The 20,594-nt window shown below is 72.7% G+C and carries 12 protein-coding genes and 1 tRNA gene; 6 read left to right on the top strand and 7 right to left on the bottom strand.

All coding sequences use genetic code 11. The annotated features are described in order from the left end of the window. The 3 genes from mfd to IEY91_RS34150 form a co-directional block, all read right to left on the bottom strand. Positions 1–3,549 (bottom strand): transcription-repair coupling factor, encoded by a 3,549-nt coding sequence (gene mfd, locus IEY91_RS34160; protein WP_189176959.1) that lies wholly within the window; start codon positions 3,547–3,549, stop codon positions 1–3. Positions 3,550–3,890: 341 nt separating this feature from the next. After that, a complete protein-coding gene (locus IEY91_RS34155; RefSeq protein ID WP_189176958.1) occupies positions 3,891–6,476 on the bottom strand; it encodes an ABC transporter permease in 2,586 nt (861 codons plus the stop codon). Then, positions 6,473–7,261: an ABC transporter ATP-binding protein gene (locus tag IEY91_RS34150; protein ID WP_164324143.1), complete on the bottom strand. Its 789-nt coding sequence runs from the start codon at positions 7,259–7,261 to the stop codon at positions 6,473–6,475. The genes IEY91_RS34155 and IEY91_RS34150 overlap by 4 nt, the downstream gene beginning before the upstream one ends. 479 nt (positions 7,262–7,740) lie before the next feature. Between IEY91_RS34150 and IEY91_RS34145 the strand changes: the two genes are divergently transcribed. From IEY91_RS34145 to IEY91_RS34135, 3 genes are all read left to right on the top strand, one after another. Then, a complete protein-coding gene (locus IEY91_RS34145) occupies positions 7,741–9,321 on the top strand; it encodes an MFS transporter (RefSeq protein WP_229697410.1) in 1,581 nt (526 codons plus the stop codon). A 112-nt stretch (positions 9,322–9,433) separates the two neighbouring features. Beyond that, entirely contained in the window at positions 9,434–9,844 is a 411-nt protein-coding gene (locus IEY91_RS34140; protein ID WP_189176957.1) for a DUF485 domain-containing protein, read from the top strand. Between the two features lie 13 nt (positions 9,845–9,857). Then, positions 9,858–11,450 (top strand): sodium/solute symporter, encoded by a 1,593-nt coding sequence (locus IEY91_RS34135; RefSeq protein ID WP_189177014.1) that lies wholly within the window; start codon positions 9,858–9,860, stop codon positions 11,448–11,450. A 226-nt stretch (positions 11,451–11,676) separates the two neighbouring features. On the opposite strand, the gene IEY91_RS34130 is transcribed toward IEY91_RS34135, so the two are convergent. From IEY91_RS34130 to IEY91_RS34120, 3 genes are all read right to left on the bottom strand, one after another. Further along, the gene (locus IEY91_RS34130; protein WP_164324138.1) at positions 11,677–12,615 is read right to left on the bottom strand and encodes a cellulose-binding protein; all 939 of its coding nucleotides are present in this window, start codon (positions 12,613–12,615) and stop codon (positions 11,677–11,679) included. Between the two features lie 315 nt (positions 12,616–12,930). Next, positions 12,931–16,329, bottom strand: coding sequence for an SUKH-4 family immunity protein (locus IEY91_RS34125; RefSeq protein WP_268240941.1), 3,399 nt, complete (start codon positions 16,327–16,329; stop codon positions 12,931–12,933). After that, entirely contained in the window at positions 16,326–17,306 is a 981-nt protein-coding gene (locus tag IEY91_RS34120) for an HNH endonuclease (protein ID WP_189176956.1), read from the bottom strand. Before IEY91_RS34120 ends, IEY91_RS34125 begins: the two co-directional genes overlap by 4 nt. 247 nt (positions 17,307–17,553) lie before the next feature. On the opposite strand from IEY91_RS34120, the gene IEY91_RS34115 reads away from it, so the two are divergent. After that, positions 17,554–18,171, top strand: coding sequence for a YwqJ-related putative deaminase (locus IEY91_RS34115; RefSeq protein ID WP_229697408.1), 618 nt, complete (start codon positions 17,554–17,556; stop codon positions 18,169–18,171). 89 nt (positions 18,172–18,260) lie between these two features. After that, positions 18,261–18,749 (top strand): SUKH-3 domain-containing protein, encoded by a 489-nt coding sequence (locus IEY91_RS34110; RefSeq protein ID WP_189176955.1) that lies wholly within the window; start codon positions 18,261–18,263, stop codon positions 18,747–18,749. A 90-nt stretch (positions 18,750–18,839) separates the two neighbouring features. On the opposite strand, the gene IEY91_RS34105 is transcribed toward IEY91_RS34110, so the two are convergent. Beyond that, positions 18,840–20,174, bottom strand: coding sequence for a sensor histidine kinase (locus tag IEY91_RS34105; RefSeq protein ID WP_189176954.1), 1,335 nt, complete (start codon positions 20,172–20,174; stop codon positions 18,840–18,842). Positions 20,175–20,406: 232 nt separating this feature from the next. Here IEY91_RS34105 and IEY91_RS34100 point away from each other — a divergent pair. Beyond that, positions 20,407–20,477: transfer RNA gene (locus tag IEY91_RS34100), tRNA-Gln, on the top strand. Positions 20,478–20,594 lie beyond the last annotated feature (117 nt).

The raw sequence follows: 20,594 nt of genomic DNA, 5'->3' as shown, positions 1-20,594 counted from the left end.
CTACGACCCCAGCACCGTGGTGAGGAACTCCCCCACCCAGCCGAGCAGTTCCCGCCCGACCAACGGCTTGCCGCCGACCTTGGCCGTTTTCGGGCGGGGCACGAGGACCTGGTGCGCGGCCGCCTTGATGACCGTGCCGGGGTAGAGCCGCTTGAGGCGCAGCTCCTGCGATTCGCGCAGGTCGACCGGGGCGAAGCGGATGTTGGTGCCCTGGAGGACGACCTCGCCGACGCCGCACGCGCGGGCCAGCATCCGCAGGCCCGCGACGAGCAGGAGGTTCTCGACCGGCTCGGGCAACTTGCCGTAGCGGTCGGTGAGTTCCTCGCGTACCGCCTTGATGTCCTCCTCCGTGTTGGCGGAGGCGATCGAGCGGTACGCCTGGAGGCGCAGGCGCTCGCCGGGGGCGTAGTCGTGCGGGACGTGCGCGTCCACCGGGAGTTCGATCTTGACCTCCAGCGGCGGCTCCTCCTGCACTCCGCCTTCGAGCGACGCGCGGTAGTCGGCGACGGCCTCGCCCACCATGCGTACGTAGAGGTCGAAGCCGACGCCCGCGATGTGTCCCGACTGCTCGCCACCGAGGAGGTTGCCCGCGCCGCGGATCTCCAGGTCCTTCATCGCCACGTACATGCCCGCGCCCATCTCCGTGTGCTGGGCGATGGTCGCGAGGCGCTCGTGGGCGGTCTCCGTGAGGGGCTTCTCCGGCGGGTAGAGGAAGTACGCGTAGCCGCGCTCGCGGCCCCGTCCGACGCGGCCGCGCAGCTGGTGGAGCTGCGAGAGGCCGAAGTTGTCGCCGCGCTCCACGATGAGCGTGTTGGCGTTGGAGATGTCGATGCCGGACTCGACGATCGTGGTGGAGACCAGGACGTCGAACTTCTTCTCCCAGAAGTCCACGACCACCTGCTCCAGGGACTGCTCCGACATCTGGCCGTGGGCCGTGGCGATGCGGGCCTCGGGGACGATCTCCCTGAGGCGGGCGGCCGCCCGGTCGATCGACTCCACGCGGTTGTGGATGTAGAAGACCTGGCCCTCGCGCAGCAGTTCACGGCGGATGGCCGCGCCGATCTGCTTCTCCTCGTACGGCCCGACGAAGGTCAGGACCGGGTGCCGCTCCTCGGGGGGCGTGGTGATCGTGGACATCTCGCGGATGCCGGTGACGGCCATTTCGAGCGTACGGGGGATGGGCGTCGCCGACATCGTCAGTACGTCGACGTTGGCGCGCAGCTTCTTGAGCTGCTCCTTGTGCTCGACGCCGAACCGCTGCTCCTCGTCGACGATGACCAGGCCCAGGTCCTTGAACCTGGTCTCGGAGGAGAAGAGGCGGTGGGTGCCGATGACGATGTCGACGGCGCCGTCCTTGAGGCCCTCCAGGGTCGCCTTCGACTCGGTGTCGGTCTGGAAGCGGCTCAACGCCCGGACGTTCACCGGGAATTGCGAGTAGCGCTCGGAGAAGGTGCCGAAGTGCTGCTGGACGAGGAGGGTGGTGGGGACGAGGACGGCGACCTGCTTGCCGTCCTGGACCGCCTTGAAGGCCGCGCGGACCGCGATCTCCGTCTTGCCGTAGCCCACGTCGCCGCAGATCAGGCGGTCCATCGGGACCGACTTCTCCATGTCCTCCTTGACCTCGGCGATGGTGGTGAGCTGGTCGGGGGTCTCCACGTAGGGGAAGGCGTCCTCCAGCTCGCGCTGCCAGGGGGTGTCGGGGCCGAAGGTGTGGCCGGGGGCCGCCATCCGGGCCGAGTACAGCTTGATCAGATCCGCGGCGATCTCCTTGACCGCCTTCTTCGCGCGCGCCTTGGTCTTCGTCCAGTCGGCGCCGCCGAGGCGGTGCAGCGTGGGGGCCTCGCCGCCCACGTACTTGGTGATCTGCTCGAGCTGGTCGGTGGGGTTGTAGAGGCGGTCGCCGGGCTGGCCGCGCTTGGCGGGGGCGTACTCCACGACGAGGTACTCGCGGGTCGCGCCCTGGACCGTGCGCTGCACCATCTCGATGTAGCGGCCGACGCCGTGCTGCTCGTGGACGATGTAGTCGCCCGGTTCGAGGGTGAGCGGGTCGATGGTCTTGCGGCGGCGGGCGGGCATGCGCTGCCCGTCCTTGCCGGCGGCCTTCTGGCCGGTCAGGTCGGTCTCGGTGAGGACGGCGAGACGCAGGGCCGGGTCCACGAAGCCGTAGTCGATCGAGCCGCAGGCCACGTGCACGACGGACGGGGTGAGGGTGGTGAGGTCCGCGTCCAGGCGGGCCGCGATGCCTTCGCCGCCGAGCACCTCGGCGGTGCGGGCTGCGGGGCCGTGGCCCTCGGTGACGTACACCGTGCGCCAGCCGTCGGCGAGCCAGCCCTTGGTGTCGGCGAGGGCCTTCGCGGTGTCCCCGCGGTAGGTCTCCGGGGCGTGCATGCCGAGCTTGAGGGTGTCGGCGTCCGCGAGGTCCTGCGGATCGGGCGTCTCGTCGGCGGCGAACGGGCTCACCGACCACCACATCATGCCCAGCTCGCGGGCGCGGTCACGGACGTCCGCGATGCCCCACAGCGATGCCGCGCCCACGTCGATCGGGGCCTCCCCGCCACCGGCCGTCGCGGCCCAGCTGGCCTGCAGGAACTCCTGGCTCGTCGCCACCAGGTCCGCCGCGCGCGTACGCACCCGCTCCGGGTCGCAGACCAGGGCCATCGACCCCGCCGGGAGTACGTCGAGCAGCAGCTCCATGTCGTCCACCAGGACCGGGGCCAGGGACTCCATGCCCTCGACCGCGATGCCCTCGGCGATCTTGCCGAGCAGCTCGCCCAGCTCCGGGTGCTGCTCGGCGAGCGCCGCGGCGCGGCCCCGCACCTCCTCGGTGAGGAGCAGCTCGCGGCACGGCGGCGCCCACAGGCCGTGCTCGGCGATCTCCAGGGAGCGCTGGTCGGCGACCTTGAAGTAACGGATCTCCTCGACGTCGTCGCCCCAGAACTCCACCCGCAAGGGGTGCTCCTCGGTGGGCGGGAAGACGTCCAGGATGCCGCCGCGTACGGCGAACTCGCCGCGCTTCTCGACCAGTTCCACGCGCGCGTACGCCGCCGCCGCCAGGGCCTCGACCGTCTCGTTCAGGTCGGCCGACTCGCCCGTGCGCAGGGCCACGGGCTCCAGGTCGCCGAGGCCCTTGACCTGCGGCTGCAGCACTGAGCGCACCGGTGCCACGACCACCGAGACCGGGCCCGTCTCGGGGTCGTCGGCGCGCGGGTGCGCCAGGCGGCGAAGGACCGCGAGGCGGCGGCCGACGGTGTCCGAGCGCGGGGAGAGCCGCTCGTGCGGCAGCGTCTCCCACGACGGGTACTCCACGACTCCCTCGGGCGGCAGCACCGTCCGCAGCGCGGCGGCCAAGTCCTCCGCCTCGCGGCCCGTGGCCGTCACCGCGAGCACGGTGCGGCGCGCCTCGCGGGCGAGGGCCGCCACGGCGAAGGGGCGGGCGGCCGGGGGGCCGACGAGGTCGATGTGGTGCCGGTTGCCGTCGGCCGCGGCCTTCACCGCTTCGGTGAGGGCCGCGTCCTTGACGACGGCGTCCAGCAGTCCGTGCAGGCTCATGAAGGGCATCCAGTCCGGGGCAGAGAACGATGCGGACAACGCGAACAGCCCGGCACGTCGCACGGGCCGGGGGCCTCCCAGGGTACGTCGCCTCGGGGGCGATCACCTTTCCGAATCTGGTGCGGGTGGGCCCTCGCGGGGTGCGCCCCAACCCCGCTCCTTCCCGTAACCAGGGGGCTGCCGCCCCCTGGACCCCCGCTGTCGGCCTGAACGGCCTCGTCCTCAAACTCCCCCAAGCTCTTAAAGAGCAGGGGGGACCCCCTCGACGGGCTAAATAGGGCCGGGGTCAGGGGAACATTCCCCTGGCCCCGGCCCTCCCCCGTTCCCCCGTCCGGTGAGGACTATTCCGTGGCGATCGCGTTCAGTACGTTCATCCGGCCCGCCCTGAAGGCAGGGACAAGGGCTGCGAACAGGCCCACGAAGGCCGAGCCTATGAAGACCGTGATGATCGTCGGCCAGGGGATTTCCAGGACCTTCAGGCCTTCCAGGGCCAGGAGCTTCTGGGCTGTGGCGCCCCAGCCCATTCCGAGGCCGAGGCCGAGGAGGGCGCCGAAGAGGGCGATGACCACGGACTCCATGCGGATCATGCGGCGGAGCTGGCGGCGGGAGAGGCCGATGGCTCGCATCAGGCCGATCTCGCGGGTGCGCTCGACCACCGAGAGGGCCAGGGTGTTCACGACGCCCAGGATGGCGACGATGATCGCGAGACCAAGGAGGCCGTAGACCATGTTCAGCATCTGGCCGACCTGGTCCTTCAGGTCCTGCTTGAAGTCGGTCTGGTCCTGGACCTTGTACTGGGGGTAGGGCTTCAGGGTGTCCTTGAGGGCCTTGTACGCCTCGTCCTGCTTGCCGTCGACCGCCTTGGCGAAGGCGATCTCGCTCTGCGGCATGCGGTTGGCGGGCACATAGTCCTCGACCGTGGCGATGTTCACGTACATCGCGCCCTTGTCGAGCGACCCCTCGTCCGAGGTGATCGCGGCGAGCTTGAGCTCGGCGGTGCGGCCCTTGTCGAAGTCGACCTTGAGCTTGTCGCCGACCTTCAGGTGGTGCTTCTTCGCGTACTCCTCGCCGACCGACATCGCGTTCTTGCCGTAGGCGGCGGACTGCTCACCGGCGATGGTGTCGCGGCGCAGGTCCTTCGCGTACGTCGGGTCGGCGGCGCTGAGGCTCGTGTCCTTGGTGGTCTTGCCGTCCGGCAGGGTGATGTCGGCGTCGATCTCCTTGTTGCGGGTGAAGTGCGAGATGTACGGAGTCTTCTCCAGCTCCTTCTCGGCCTTGACTGTGATGCTCTGCTGGCCGCCCTGGATGATGAAGTCCGCGCCCACCGACTTGTCGAGCTCGTCCGTCGCCGAGGCGACCATCGAGGAGCCGACCACGGAGAGGCAGGCCACCAGCGCGAGGCCGATCATCAGGGCCGCGCCGGTGGCACCCGTGCGGCGCGGGTTGCGCAGCGCGTTGCGCTCGGCCATGCGGCCCACCGGGCCGAACCACCGCAGCAGCACGGCGCTGATCACGCGGACCACGAAGGACGCGAGGACCGGGCCGATGACCACGAAGCCGATGAGGGTCAGGACGACGCCGCCGCCCAGGAACAGCGAGCCCTCGCTCGCCTTGTCCGCCTGTCCCGCGGTGTAGAGCCCGAAGGCTCCGGCGCCGGTGAGCAGGAGGCCGAGCGCGGCGCGCACCAGGCCCGCCTTGCCGTCGGCCGGGGTGCCCGCGTCCCGCAGGGCCGCCATCGGGGAGACCTTGCCGGCCCGGCGCGCCGGGAGATACGCGGCGAGGACGGTGACGATGATGCCGAGGGCCATGCCCACCACCGGGGTCGTCCAGGCGATGGTGAGGTCCTTGGTGGACAGCTCCATGCCCATGCCGGACATCAGCTTCATCAGGCCGATGGCGAGGCCGATGCCCGCGCCGACGCCGAGGACCGAGCCGACGACGCCCAGGAGCAGCGCCTCGACCAGGACCGAGCGGTTGACCTGCTTGCGGCTGGAGCCGATGGCCCGCATCAGGCCGATCTCGCGGGTGCGCTGGGCGACCAGCATCGAGAAGGTGTTGATGATCAGGAAGATGCCGACGAGGAAGGCGATTCCGGCGAAGCCGAGCATCGCGTACTTCATGACGTCCAGGAAGCCGCCGACGGACTCGCGGCTCTCGTCCGCGGTCTCTTCCTGCGTCTTGACCTTGTACGCGGAGGCGTCGGCGGCCAGGGTCTTGGTGACGTTCTGCTTGAGCTGGGTGTCGCTCACGCCGCTCGCGGCGGTGACGCTGAGGTGGGTGAACCGGCCGGTGGCGCCGAGCAGTTCACGCTGGGCGGTCGGGGTGTCGAAGTAGAAGACGGCCGCGCCGGGGTTGGTCACCTTGAAGGTGGCTATGCCGGAGATCTTCGCCTTGAAGTCACCGGCGGCCGTGATGGTGCGCAGCTCTTCGCCGAGCTTGAGGTCGTGCTTGTCGGCGGTGTCGGCGTCGACCATCACCTGGGTGGGACCGCGCGGGGCGTGCCCGGAGGTGATCTCCATGGAACGCAGGTCGTTCTTCGTCCAGTTGCCCGCGAGGGTGGGGGCGCCGCTGGCGGGGCCCATGTTCTTGTTCTTGGAGTCGGCGACCGTGACGCTGTCGCTGGTGATGGCGCCCTCGACGGACTTCACGCCGTCGGCCTTCTTCACCTGGGCGACCGCGGAGGCGGGCAGCGACTCGGGCTTGCCCGTCTTCGGACCCTCGTCCCCGGCGTCTCCGGCGTCCTTCGGCTTGACCGTGACGTCGGAGGCCGTGGCCGCGAAGAGCTTGTCGAAGGTGGTGGACATCGTGTCCGAGAAGACGAGCGTGCCGCACACGAAGGCCACCGAGAGGACCACGGCGACCGCGGAGAGCGCCATGCGTCCCTTGTGCGCGAGGAAGTTGCGCATCGAGGTCTTGAGGACGGTCATGACGTGCGCCCCCGGGCGTCGAAGTGCTTCATGCGGTCCAGGACCTGGTCCGCGGTGGGGTTGTACATCTCGTCGACGATGCGGCCGTCGGCGAGATACAGCACCCGGTCCGCGTACGAGGCCGCCACCGGGTCGTGGGTGACCATCACGATGGTCTGGCCGAGCTCGGTCACCGACCTGCGCAGGAAGCCGAGGACCTCGGCGCCGGCGCGGGAGTCCAGGTTTCCGGTCGGCTCGTCGCCGAAGATGATCTCGGGGCGGGACGCCAGGGCGCGGGCCACGGCGACGCGCTGCTGCTGACCGCCGGACAGCTCGGTCGGCCGGTGCTTGAGGCGGCCTGCGAGGCCGACGGTCTCCACGACCTGGTCCAGCCAGCCGCGGTCCGGCTTGCGGCCCGCGATGTCCATCGGGAGCGTGATGTTCTCGAGGGCGTTCAGCGTCGGCAGGAGGTTGAACGCCTGGAAGATGAAGCCGACGCGGTCCCGGCGGAGCTGGGTGAGCTTCTTGTCCTTCAGGCCGGTGATCTCGGTCTCGTCCAGATAGATCTGGCCCGAGGAGACCGTGTCGAGGCCCGCGAGGCAGTGCATCAGCGTGGACTTGCCGGACCCGGACGGGCCCATGATCGCGGTGAACTGCCCGCGGGCGATGTCCACGTCGATGTGGTCGAGGGCGACCACTCGGGTCTCGCCGCTGCCGTAGGCCTTGACGACCTGGCGTGCCCGAGCCGCCACGGCCGTACGCCCTCCAGTACCCCCGTGCCTGGGAGTGGTCACAGCCGTTGTCACGGTAAGTCTCCTATGTGGGTGATGAGATGAGCCCGGTGTCAGTGCGGGGATGAGCCCCGTCACAAGCCGCTCGCTCACGCTGATCAGTCTGGTCCGCGGGGGGTGTCCGGCGCCCTGGTGCAGAGCGCAGTCTTTTGCTGGGGAAAACCCCACCCCCGAAGCTGAGGTTCGTCTCAGTGCTCTGGCCGATGTCCCGGTCGGCGTCCCGCTCGGTGCCCCGGCCCCCGCGGCATAAAGCAAATCTAAGGACCAGGTCAGGCGCTCTCGTCCTCCGTCGGTACCAACGTCTCCCTGTCCGTAGTACGGAGGTTCCCCTAGGGGTTCTCCACCCAGCGGTGGAGCCGTTGTCAGGGTCGCTCCACCCACCCGCCGACCGAGATCCCGTCCTACCAGCCGACAGCCCCTCCACCCTCCCCTGATCCGCCCACCCGGTGAGAAGGTGACCCGAGGCAATAGATGCAGGGGGAAGGAATCTCGGGATGCCGAGTACAGACAAGCGCGGCCCCGTAGTCGCCGCGCTCATGCTCGTCATGGCGCTCGCCGCCCTGGACGCCACCATCGTCTCCACGGCAGTGCCGCAGATCGTCGGCACGCTCGGCGGCTTCTCCGTCTTCTCCTGGCTGTTCTCCGGCTATCTGCTCGCCGCGACGGTCACCCTGCCCGTGTACGGCAAGCTCTCCGACACCTTCGGCCGCAAGCCCGTCCTGATCGCCGGCAGCATCCTGTTCCTGCTCGGCTCGGTGCTGTGCGCGCTCGCGTGGAACATGGGCGCGCTCATCGCCTTCCGCGTCGTACAGGGCCTGGGCGGCGGCGCGCTGCAGGGCACCGTCCAGACCCTCGCCGCCGACCTGTACCCGCTCAAGGAGCGCCCGAAGATACAGGCCAAGCTGTCCACGGTGTGGGCCACTTCGGCGGTCGCGGGCCCCGTGGTCGGCGGGCTCATCACCGCGTACACGGACTGGCGCTGGATCTTCCTCATCAACCTGCCGATCGGCGCGGTCGCGCTCTGGCTGATCGTGCGCCACCTGCACGAGCCCGCCCGTACGACCGCGGCGACCGGGCCGCGTACCGACGTGTGGAAACGTATCGACTGGCCCGGAGCGCTCGCCGTCTTCGCCGCCGGGGGCGTCCTGCTGACCGCGCTCGTGCAGGGCGGGGTCGCCTGGGGGTGGCTGTCGGCGCCGTCGCTCGCGCTGTTCGCCGCGGGGCTGCTGTGCGTCGCCGCGGTCGTCGTCATCGAGCGGCGCGCGGCCGACCCCGTCATACCCGGCTGGGTGTGGCGGCGGCGCCCCATCGCCGCCGTGAACCTGGCGCTCGGCTCGCTCGGCCTGGTGATGGTGGCGCCCACGGTCTTCCTGCCGACGTACGCCCAGTCGGTGCTCCAACTCGCGCCCATAGCGGCCGGTTTCGTGCTCTCCGTGATGACCCTCAGCTGGCCGGTGTCGGCGGCGCTCAGCCAGCACGTGTACCGGCGCATCGGCTTCCGCAACACGGCGATGCTCGGCATCGGCGCCGCCGCCTGCGTCCTGTTCACCTTCCCCCTGCTGCCCTACCCCGGCTCGGCCTGGCAGCCCGCCCTGCTCATGCTGCTGCTCGGCGCGGCGCTCGGGCTCTTCCAGCTCCCGCTGATCGTCGGCGTCCAGTCGACCGTGGGCTGGGCGGAGCGCGGCACGACGACCGCGTCCGTCCTGTTCTGCCGCCAGATCGGCCAGACCGTCGGCGCCGCGCTGTTCGGGGCGGTCGCCAACGGGGTGCTCAGCGCGAAGCTGGGCGGCGCGGGCTCCCTCGACTCGGTGGCCAAGGCCCTGGACGACCCGGACTCGGTGGCGGACGCGGACCGGCTGCGGCGCGCGGTGGACGCGGCCGTCGACGCCGTGTACGTCGGGGCGGCGTGCGCGGCGGTGGTGTGCCTGCTGGTGCTGCTGTTCGTGGCGCCGAGGCGGTTCCCCGTGATCCAGGACGACGACCAGGAAGACGAAACGCCCCAACCACAACCCCAACCGCAGCCCCAAAAGCCACAGTTGACGCATACGCCACTACCGGAATCCCATACCGACTGACCAGTACGGCGAAAACCCCGCGCCATCCCCCTACCTGCCAGTAGCGTTCTCGGCCACCCACTCCCTCGCGGTCCGCACCGGACCGAAGCCGCGCTTGGAGAGGAGAACCGGGATGACCCACCCTCCGCACGACTCGTCCCCGTCGTACGCCACCTACCCCTGGCAGCCCGTCACCCCACCCCCGACACCCCCACCCGCACCACGTGCGACACCCCGCCACCCCGCCCTCGGCCACCACCGCGACCTGCGCGTCCTGCGCACCGCCTACCGCCGCCAGCGCCGCGTCGCCACGCTCACCGCGCTCGGCTACTTCACGCTCTTCCTGCTCCTGTCCGCCTGCGCGCCGTCGCTCATGAACGGCACGGTCTCCGGCGGCCTGACGACGGGCCTGCTGCTCGGTCTCGTACAACTGCCGGTGATGTGCGTCGCGATAGCGCTGTACGAGTTCACGGCGCGCCGACGTCTGGACCAACTGGCCGCTCGGCTGCGCAAGTTGGCCGAACTGGAGGCGGGCCGTGGATGACGCCGCACAGAACATGTCCCTGGTCGCCTTCACGGCCGTCGTCACCCTGACGCTGCTGCTGTGCGTGATGACAGGGCCGGACCGCGACGGGCTGGGCGAGTTCTACACCGGGTACGGCGGCCTCACGCCGATGCGCAACGGCCTGGCCATCGCCGGCGACTACATCTCCGCCGCGTCCGTGCTCGGCACCACGGGCATCATCGCGCTGCTCGGCTACGACGGCGTGGTCCTGGCCCTGAGTACGTCGCTCTCTCTGATGCTCCTGATGTTCCTGCTGGCCGAACCGCTGCGCAACGCGGGCCGGTTCACCATGGGCGACGTGCTGGCCCGCCGGATGCCGGGGCGGGCGGTGCGCATCACCGCGTGCGCGGCCACGCTCGCCGCGCTGCTCCCGCTGATGCTCGTCCAACTGGCGGGCGCGGGCGATCTGCTGGCCTTCATACTGGGCTTCTCCAGCCCCGGCCTGAAGACCGGCTGCGTGATCGCGCTCGGCGCGCTGATGATCAGCTACGCGGCGATCGGCGGCATGAAGGGCACCGCCCTCATCCAGATCCTCAAGATCGTGATCCTGCTGGGCTCCGGCACGGTCGTCGCCGCGCTCATCCTGCGCCGCTTCGACTGGGACCCGGGCGCGCTCCTGCTCGCCGCGCAGCGCGGCAGCGAACTCGGCCCCGCCTACCTCCAGTCGGGCCTCCAGTTCGACGGCGGTGCGGCCCCCCGCCTCGACATGATCAGCTCCGAGCTCACGGTCGTCCTCGGCGGGGCGTGTCTGCCGCACATCACGATGCGCATGTACACCGCGCGCAGCGCGCCGGAGATAAGACGCTCCCTGTCGTGGGCGGTCTCCGCCGTCGCGCTCTTCGTCGTCATCATCACCGTCATCGGGTTCGGTACGACGGCGATGCTCGGGCGGGCCGCGGTCGCCGGGCACGATCCGCAGGGCAACACGGCGTATCTGCTGGGCTCGCGGGCGGTGTTCGGGGCGGACGCGTCCACGGCCGAGACCCTGCTGTTCACGACCGTCGCCACCGCCATCTTCCTGACGCTGCTCGCGTCCGTGGCCGGAATGATCCTCGCCTGCGCCAACTCCCTCGCGCACGACGTGTTCGCGGCCTGCCGCCGCGATCTCGCGCCCCGCAAGGAGATGACGCTCGCGCGCGGCTCGGCCCTTGCCATCGGCGCCCTCGCCATCACCCTCGCCGTCCTCATCCAGGACCGCAGCCTGCAACCGCTGGTGACGCTGTCGTTCTGCCTGGGCGCGTCCGTGCTCGCGCCCGCGCTCATCTATACGTTGTTCTGGCGCCGCTTCACCCGGGCGGGGCTGCTGTGGACGCTCATCGGCGGCACGGTCGGCTGCGCCCTGCTGATGACGGGGACGAACCTGGTCTCCGGCTCGCCCAACGCCGCGTTCCCCGACCACGACTTCAACTGGTTCCCCTTCACCACGACCGGCCTCGCCTCCATCCCCCTGGGCTTCCTCCTGGGCTGGCTCGGCACGGTCGGCTCGCGCCGGGCGGTGCAGCGGGAGCAGCGGGGTCGGTACGAGGCGGTGGAGCCGTTCATTCTCGCGGGGGCCCGCGGGACGCGCGGGGCGCGTGAACCGTGAGTGGTGGGCGCGCGTCGCGTCCACCCGCCCGCGGGTGCGTTCTTCTCCGCCGCTACGCGGCGGATGCCTCCCACCCGCCCACTCGTTGCTGGAACCGTGGGGTGCACGCGGGTCGGTCTGCTTGAACGGCAGCCATGACGCACAGGGTCACGGGTGGGCGGGTGGGAGCAATCCGCCGCGCAGCGGCGGGACTGAGGCAACCGGGCCGCAGCCCGGGACGAGACCGTCAGGACCCTCCGCCGGACGCAGGGCCGGGCACGGTGCCGGGGCCCTCCCCGTCAGGCCCCCGGCCGGTCAACGCGGCCAGGCTGCTCCGCACATGGTCCATGTGCGCCCGGACCTCGTCCCACCGCTCCCCGTGCTCCCGCAGGATCCGCTCCGTCTCACGCCCCACCCGCTCCTCCCGCATGCGCGCCCGCGCGAGGATGTCGGCGGCGCGCGCCTGCGCGTCCTCCTGGCCGTGCCGCGCGGCCTCCTGGGTCTGGGAGTGGGCGCGCTCGGCCTCGGCGAGGCGGGCCTCGGCGGCCTCGACCAGGGACGCCTCGTGCGCCTCGGCCTCGGCCTCGCGCTCGGCGATCTCCCGCTCGGCGGCCTCCCAGCGCTCGGTGTGGTCCTTCTCCAGCTCGGCGAGGAGCCCGCTGGTCCGCTGCCGCATCTCGCGCAGCGCGGCCAGCGCCTCGCCGCGCCACTCCTTGACGTCCGTGCGCGCGGCGACCCGCGCCTCGTCCGCGGTGGCGCGGTCCGCGAGCAGCCGCTGCCGCGCCCGCTCCTCCGCCTCGCCGCACACGCTCTCGGCGTACGCCGTCGCGGAGTCCCGCGCCGCGGCCGCCGAGGCCTCGGCGCTCTCCTCGGTCCGGCGCACGGCGGCCGCGGCCTCCTCGCGCACGGCCGCGACCTCTTCCTCGGTCAGCGCGAGCAGGTACTGCGCGCGTTGCCCGAGCCTCTCGTACGTCTGCGGAGCGAGCCGCGCGACGGCCTCGCGCATCCGGTCGGCCTCGACGCCCATGTCCCGCGCGAGGACCGTGAGGCGGGCGGCCCGCTCCCAGGCCGCGTCGCGGTCTCTGGAGAGCGCGTCCGCGTACGCGTCCACCTGCCCGGGACGGTAACCGCGCCCGCGCACGGCGACGAAGCCATGAGGTGACACCGACACACCGCTGCCGCTCATCCTTGATCCCCTCTTTCGCCCACACAGACTCTCGCCGTCGCGCCGACCGCGTACAACGCGATTGGCGCACATCTTGATGGATCAAGCGGAAGTGGTCATAACGCGACACTCCGCCCAAGCCATCCGCTCAAGGATGCGTCAATTAATGGCAGAAGTCGGAATCGTGTTGTCGTTCCGGCGTACGTCGAAGGCCTGATCGGGCCCCGCGGGGCCGACCGCGCACACATGGCGGCGGCCGCGTACGCGAGCGCACACGACGGAGGCGCCCGACCCGTCACCCGGGTCGGGCGCCTCGCAGGGCCAGGCTGTTCGGTGCTACAGCAGTCCGTCCCACATCTGCTCGAGCAGCACCGACCACCAGCTCTCCGGCGACGCGAGCGCGGCCGGGTCGAGCGCGGCGAGCTGCGTCTGGAAGTCGACGGTCCAGCGGCCCGCCTGCTCCTGGTTGAGCCCGTAGCGAAGGCGCCACATGCGGCCGAGCAGGCCCAGGCAGCGGGCGAACTCGAGCAGGCCCGTGTTCACGAACTGCGGCGGCACGGGGGCGCCGCCGGGTCCTGCCTCGACGGGGACGGCGACGATGTTCGCCGTGCCGTACTGGACACAGATCGCGCGCCCGAAGTCGCTGCCCATGACGAGGTACGAACCGGCGTCCGACGCGGGCTGCACGCCCCGCTCCTGGGCCATCTCCGCGAGCGTCGGCACCGGCCGCCCCGGCTGGGCCTGCGCCCAGAAGAACGGGCCGAAGTCGACGGGCAGACCCGCGACGACAAGCGTGTGTGCCACCACGTCCGGCACGCCCTGACGGGACACCGCACGCTGGTCGAACCGGAACACACCGGGGCCGAACGCCCCCGCGAGTTCCTGCGCCACGCCCTCCGGCGGAAGCGCGGGCGCGGGCGGCACCTGCTGCATCGGCGCGCGCACCGGCGCGAGGCGCGCGGGGCCGTCCGCGACCTGGTGCAGCTCGCCCTGGTGCGCGAGCAGTTGCTGCATGCCCTGCTGCCGCGAGGCGTGATCCTTGCCGTACGGCGCGATCGAGGCGATGCGCGCCTGCGGCCAGGTCTCCCGGATCATCCGCGCGCAGTACGCGCCCGGCAGATCACAGGACTCCAGCTCGGTGTGCAGCTCAAGGACCTGGTCCGGCGGGATGTTCATGCCGCGCAGCTCATGGAAGATCTGCCACTCCGGGTGCGGCGTACCCGGCGCGGACCGCCGGATGAGCTGCTGCTCGGAGCCGTCGGGCGCGCGGTAGCGCAACACGGCCTGGTAGCCGGGGCCGACGGTGGGCTGGCCGGTGGGGTGCGGGTAGCCGTACGGCTGGCCGGGGGCGGGGGCCATGCCCGGGGCCGGTGCCATGCCTGGGCCGGGGGGCGGTGCCATGCCTGGGCCGGGGCCCATGCCGGGGGCCGCGCCCTGGGCGGGCGGGGGCATGCCGGGGGCGCCCGGGGTTCCGGGTGCGCCGGGTGCACCCGGAGGCATGGGTGCGCCGGGGCCGCCGACGGCCGGGCCCGCGAGCATGGTGGCGGCGTGGTGGACGTTGCCGCCCGGGGCGCCGGGGGCACCAGGTGCGCCTGGGGCAGCGGGGGGCTGCGGGGCTCCGGGGGTGCCGGGGGCTCCGGGCGGGCCGGGAGGCTGGGGAGCACCGGGAGCACCCGGGGGCTTCAGGCCGCCGCCGAGGCTCGGGTCCGCCAGCATCGTCGCCGCGTGGTGCACGCCGCCGGGAGGCGTGCCCGGAGCACCGGGAGCGCCAGAAGGCTGCGGGGCGCCAGGAGCACCGGGGGCTCCGGGCGGACCGGGAGGCTGGGGAGCACCCGGGGCACCCGGAGGCTTCAGGCCGCCGCCCAGGCTCGGGTCCGCCAGCATCGTCGCCGCGTGGTGCACGCCGCCGGGAGGCGTGCCCGGAGCACCGGGAGCGCCAGGAGGCTGCGGGGCACCGGGAGCACCGGAAGCTGCGGGCACACCGGGAGCCGCAGGCGCGCCAGGCGCACCCGCCCCGGCCGGAGGAGGCGTCGCGCCCCCGCCGGGAGGCTGCCCCTCGGGGCCGAGCGGCGACATCATCTGCGTCGGCACGTACGCACCCGCGGGCGCGCCGGGAGCGGCCGGCGGAGGCGTGGCCCCCGCGCCGGGCGTGCCCGGGACGCTCGGCGGCGGCGGTGTGGTCGCGCTGCCACCGCGGGGAGCGCCGGGCGGCGGGCCCTGCGCCTTGCTGGTCGCGGCGTCGGCGATGTCCGCGGCACCGGGCGAAACGGCGCCGGACGCGTCAGGGCCCTGCGGATACCCGTACGTGGACGGGGCGCCGGAACCGCCGGGCGGCGGGAACGCGTAGGAGCCGCCGGACGAACCGGCGGGCGGAGGCGTGTTCGGGCCGCCGACCGGACCACCCGAAGTCTGCGGCAGGTCGGACCCGCCCGCGGAGTAGCCGTCGGGCAGCGGAGGCAGCCCGGCACCACCGGCCGAGGAACCGGCGGGCGGCGGCGGGAAGTCGGAGCCACCGGCACCCGAGCCCGCGTACGGCGGCGGCACGTTGGGGCCACCGGCAGCCGAACCGCCAGGCGGCGGAGGCATGTTGGCGCCACCGACCGGACCACCGGCAGGCGGCGGCAGGCCAGGCCCACCCACCGCGGAACCGGCAGGCGGCGGCAGGTTCGGGCCACCCGCAGGGGCACCCGAAGGCGGCGGCATGTTCGGACCGCCCGCCGGAGCACCCGAAGGCGGCGGCAGATCAGGACCGCCCACCGCGGAACCCGCGGGCGGCGGAGGCAGGTTCGGGCCACCGGCGGCGGCACCGGAAGGCGGCGGCAGGTTCGGGCCCGCGCCCGGCGCACCCGCCTGCGGATCGTCGAGGGCGGGCGCGAGGGCCGTCTTCGGGAGCTGGCTGCCGCCCGACATCAGCGCGGTCTTGGCCTCCGGCGACACCGGGGGCAGCACCTCGTCGTCACCTTCGCGGCCGGGGGCCACCAGCGGCGGCGAGAACACGGTCGCGGGCAGCGGCACCGCGACGTCCTCGTCGTCGGCGCCCGTGTTCGTGTCGGTACCGGCCCAGGGCGTCGCGGAAGCGGGCACAGCGGCCCCGCCCGTACCGGCACCGGAGCCGTGCTCGCCACCGGGCGCACCGGCCGAGGGCCACGGCGTACCGCCACCGGGCGCGACGGGCGCCGCGGGCACCGGGGACGCCGACGCCGGTTCGGGTGCGGACGGGGCGGCGGAGGCTGCCGGGGCAAAGGAGTCGGACGGGCCGGGCGGGACCGACGGCCCGGACCCACCGGACGTATCGGGCATACCAGATGCACCAGACGCGGCAGACGCCGCGGAGTTCCGGCGATCCGGAATCCCCAGCTTGTCCGCCGCCTCCTGCAGCCACTCCGGCGGGCTGAGCAGGAACGACGTCTGGTTCAGGTCCATGCGCCGGGGCGCGGCGGGAGCCGGTTCGGGTGCCGCGTCAGGCACGCCGTACTCCTCCTCGTACCGCCGGATCACCTCGCCGACCGGCAGGGCGGGCCACAGCGTGGCCTCGCCGCTGTCGCGGGCGATGACGAGCCGCTGGTGGCCGCCGTCCGAACGGGGACCGCCCTCGCGGTCCTCCGCCCACACGACGAAGCCGAGCTCGAACTCCCGCACCCGCACCTCGCGGTGTCCGGGTCCGGGCACGTCACCGTTGATCCATTCCTCGGCGCGCTCCTGCGCCTGCGCGAAGGTCACCATCGGATCGCTCACTCCCCCACCGGGACGGCGCGCGCGAAGCCGCCGTCCACCATCAGGTTCGCCACCGTCTCCAGCTCGGGCGGATTGCCCGCGAGCCGGGAGAGGAAGGCGTCGAAGTCGTCGCCGCACGGCAGCAGCAGCCGCTGCACACGCTCGGCCGGGGCCCAGGAGGCGTCCACGTCCCGCGCGTCGTCGTACGCGCAGAACCACACCGAGCCGATCCGGTCGCCCTTGACCTTCACGGCGAGCAGACCGCCCTGCACGAAGCCCACCGCCAGGTAGTCCTTGGTGAGGTGGTCGCGCAGGCACTTGTTGACGTACACGATGTCGTTGACGGCGGCCTCGTCGCGGACCGTGAAGAACGGCTGGTCGATGAGGAGGCCGAGCTCCGCGTCGAGGGCCGTGCCGACCGGGGCGCAGCCGCCCGCGACCTTGAGGAAGGAGCGGTAGGCGCCGGGCAGGCGGTAGCCGAGGTCCTCCTCGACGCCCGCGATCTGGCCCTCGGTGACGGCGACCGACGCCTTGGGCAGGGACAGGTGCGCGGGGCGGGTCTCCTGCAGCGGGCGGGTGCCGCGCTTGTTCTGGTCGACGGGCGCGGTCGCGATTCCGCCGTGGTGCCGCAGCAGGGCCTTGACCTCGACGGGGACCAGGTCGAGCCGGCGGCTGTTCGGTACGTGGTGCCAGGTCCAGCCGTGCGGGGTCGCCACGGCGGGGATCGTGTCCCACAGCTCGTGGCCGGTGGCCGCGAGGGCCGCGTTCGCCGAGACGTAGTCCGTGAGGCGCAGCTCGTCCACGCCGAAGCCCTCCGGAGGCTCGGCGATCTCGGCCGCCGCGCGCGCGTACGGCGAGAAGTCCGGGTAGCCGTCGCCGTCCACTCGCACGCCTCTGGGGTGGCGGGCGGCGCGGACCGGATCCGGGAAGTGCACGACCTGCCCGGCATAGGCCGCGTTCGGTGGGGCGGCTTGCTCCCCGAGCCGACCTGTCGTCATGGCGGTTGCCCCCTGCGGCACTGTGTGAGGTTCACGGACAGCGACAGCCTATGCGTAAGGACGACACCGGTCACCGGGCCTCCGATTCCGTGACCACCCGCCACGGGCCCGTCACCGAGAGACGAAACCCAGGCGTGTCGCAGAGCCCCAGCTTCCGCACCGCGCGCCCCATTTGGCAGTCTGTTCCCGCAACGCGGGGGCGTGGCACCAGCGGCTGACACCGCGGGCACGGGGAGGGAAACACCACATGCACACGGCACCAACCGGCATGGCCGGCCCGGCCGGCACACCCGCCACCGGCCACGGAACGACCCACGGAGCAGCCGGCGCAGCCGCTGGCCCGGGGACCGGCCGCACCGCCACAGCCGACCCCGGAGACCCCCGGGTCACCGGCGACCCCCGGGTCGGCTGGAGCAGCACGCCCGCCGACGCCCCCGTCCTGCGCCACCGGCGCGACGGCATCCTGCCCACCGTGGCGGCCGCGCTCTCGGTCCGCGGCACCACCCTGACGGGCACCCCGAGGCGCGGCGAGGATCCCCCGGATCTGCACCCGCTCGTACAGGACTTCCTCGACACCCTCACGAGCGGCCAGCGCGAGCGCTTCACGGGGCGCTGCGCGGAGGCCGTCCTCATCTCCCGGCACCTCGCGACGGCCGACGCGAGCCGTTCCAAACGGGCCTCCCGCAAGCCGATGACCAGCGGCGAGGCCCGCAAGGCCCTCAAGCACGCCAAGCTCACCACCCGCCGCATCCGCGAGGCCGGCGACCCCCTGCACGGCGCCTTCGCCCGCCCGTGCCGCTCGTGCACCGCCCTCACCGCGCACTTCGGCGTCCGCGTCGTCGACCCGACCGCGACCGACGCGTGACGCGGGCCGCCCGCCGCCTGACGACCCCCGGCGCCCCACACGCCGGCCGCCGCCATCCGCACCCGCACCCGCACCACGAGGGCCGAGCCATGCACACCGAGAACTCCACCCGCTTCCCCGTGCCCGTCGACGCCGCCCTGCGCACCGCCGGCTGGGTGCCGGGCCGCTGGGACATCAAGCAGGCCGAGATCTGGGCCGACGTCCTGCGCCGCCACACCTCGCCCGCGGGCCACGAGCACGCCGTGTTCCCGGCCGCCGTGGAGGCCTGGGCGGAGTTCGGCGGGCTGCACATCACGCCGCAGGGGCCCGGCCGCCAGATAGCCCCGGCGACCCTGCACCTCGATCCGATGTACGGGCTCCACCTGGCCCGCACCCTCGGCGACCTGGGGCGCGCGCTCGGCACGGAGGTCTGTCCGCTGGGCGAGGAGACACAGACGCAGGCGCTGCTCGCCATGGACGTGGAGGGCCGGGTCTACAGCCTCGACCACAGCGGCGACTGGTTCCTGGGCCAGCACATCGACCAGGCCCTCACCACGCTGGTCGCGGGCACACAGCCGGTGCGGCTGACGACGGTCTGAGACCCGTGCCCGTACGAGGACCCGTAAGAGGACCCGTACGACGTCGGCCACGCAGGCGTACGGACTCGGCCAACTCCCCTATGAGGAAGATCACTGACCGGCGGCCGCCGGAAGCACCGCCGACACCCTGAAGCCGCCCGCGTCCGTCGGACCGGACACGAAGACCCCGCCGAGGGCCGTCACCCGCTCCTTCATGCCGACCAGGCCGTTGCCCCCGCTGGGCAGGCCCGCGTCGGCGCCGCCCGCCTCCGGGGGCGGGCCGTTCTCGACCTGCATGGCGATCTCGGCGTCGCGGTGCGCGAGCCGGACGTAGGTCTTCGCGCCCGCGGCGTGCTTGTGGACGTTGGTGAGGGCTTCCTGGACGACGCGGTACGCGGTCTCCTCCACGTCGGCCGCGTACTCCCGCGTATCGCCCTCCACGGACAGGTCCACGGCCATGCCCGCGGTCCGCGACTGGTCCACCAGCTCGTCCAGCTCGGCCAGGCAGGGGCCCTCGGCGAGGTCGGGCTCGGCGGGGGGCCGGGCGCGCGAGGCGGCCCGGTCGGCGGCCTCGCCGACGGCGGCCAGCGGCACGGGGACCGGCGCGGGGGCGGGCTTCGGCGGGCTCTCGTCGGCCCGCAGCACGCCCAGCATCTGGCGCAGCTCGGTCAGGGCCTGGCGGCCCATGTCGCCGACCAGGGCGGCGTTCTTCACGGCCTTCTCGGGGTCCTTGCGGGCCACGGCCTGCAGCGCCGCCGCGTGCACGACCATCAGGCTCACGCGGTGCGCGACCACGTCGTGCATGTCGCGGGCGATGCGGGTGCGCTCCTCGCCGCGGGCCCACTCGGCGCGCTCCTCGGCGCGCTCGGCGAGCAGTTGGAGCTCGCGCTCCAGGCTGTCGGCGCGCTCGCGCAGGGACTCCATGAGGCGGCGGCGCTGGCCCACGTACAGACCGAGGAGGACGGGCGGTGCGGTGACGCCGAGCGAGGTGGTGATGGCGATGAACGGTATGAACCCCTCGCCTATCGTCAGGTCGCCGTTGGCCATGTCCTGGTTGGCGCGGACCAGCGCGACGATCAGCGTGCCCGCGAGGGACATGCCGGCGAGGGCGCCGATGATGCGGCGCGGCAGTTCGGAGGCGGCGAGGGTGTAGAGGCCGACGATTGTCATCATGACGCCCATGCGCGCGGGCGTGATCGCGACGGAGATCAGCACGACCGCGATCGGCCAGCGGCGCCGCAGCACGAGGGCGGACCCGGCGAGCACGCCGAAGGCGACACCGACGGCGGGCTGTATCCCCGCGTCGTCCGCGAACTGGACGCCCTCCGTGCCGCACTCGGCCGCGGAGGCCAGCGCGAGGCCTACGTCAAGGACGGCACTGCGCCGCCGCTCCCACCACCACGGCCCGGTCCTGGCCGCGGTTTCACTGTCCCCCGTCGTGGTCATGCCTTCCAGCGTACGGGCGTCGGTGCCCCCGTATCCGGTGAGTTTCCGGCAAGGCGATCCCGGGCAGGGCGGGGGCCGCCGCGCGCCGTCGCAGTCCTCCTGTTCGTCCCCGTATCCGTCCCCGGATCCGTCCCCGTATCCCTCGCGGGATCCGTCGCGTCGGAGGCAGGCCGTACGGCATAGTGTTAGCCGCACGCCGAGCCGGTGATCCGCCGGGGCGGCGCACGGCCTTTCCCGGGTCGTCTAATGGCAGGACAAATGGTTTTGGTCCATTGAATGAGGGTTCGATTCCTTCCCCGGGAGCTGCACGGGCCCCGACCTCCGCGGTCGGGGCCCGCCGTGCGTCCGGGCCGCCGGGGAGGGCTGCCCCCGGGCCATGCGTCCGCCCCACTACGCCCCGGTATCCTGCGGATGTCCACA

Origin of the sequence: Streptomyces lasiicapitis, assembly GCF_014646335.1 — a bacterium.
GTDB lineage: Bacteria > Actinomycetota > Actinomycetes > Streptomycetales > Streptomycetaceae > Streptomyces > Streptomyces lasiicapitis.
This window is presented reverse-complemented; position numbering and strand designations above follow the sequence as displayed.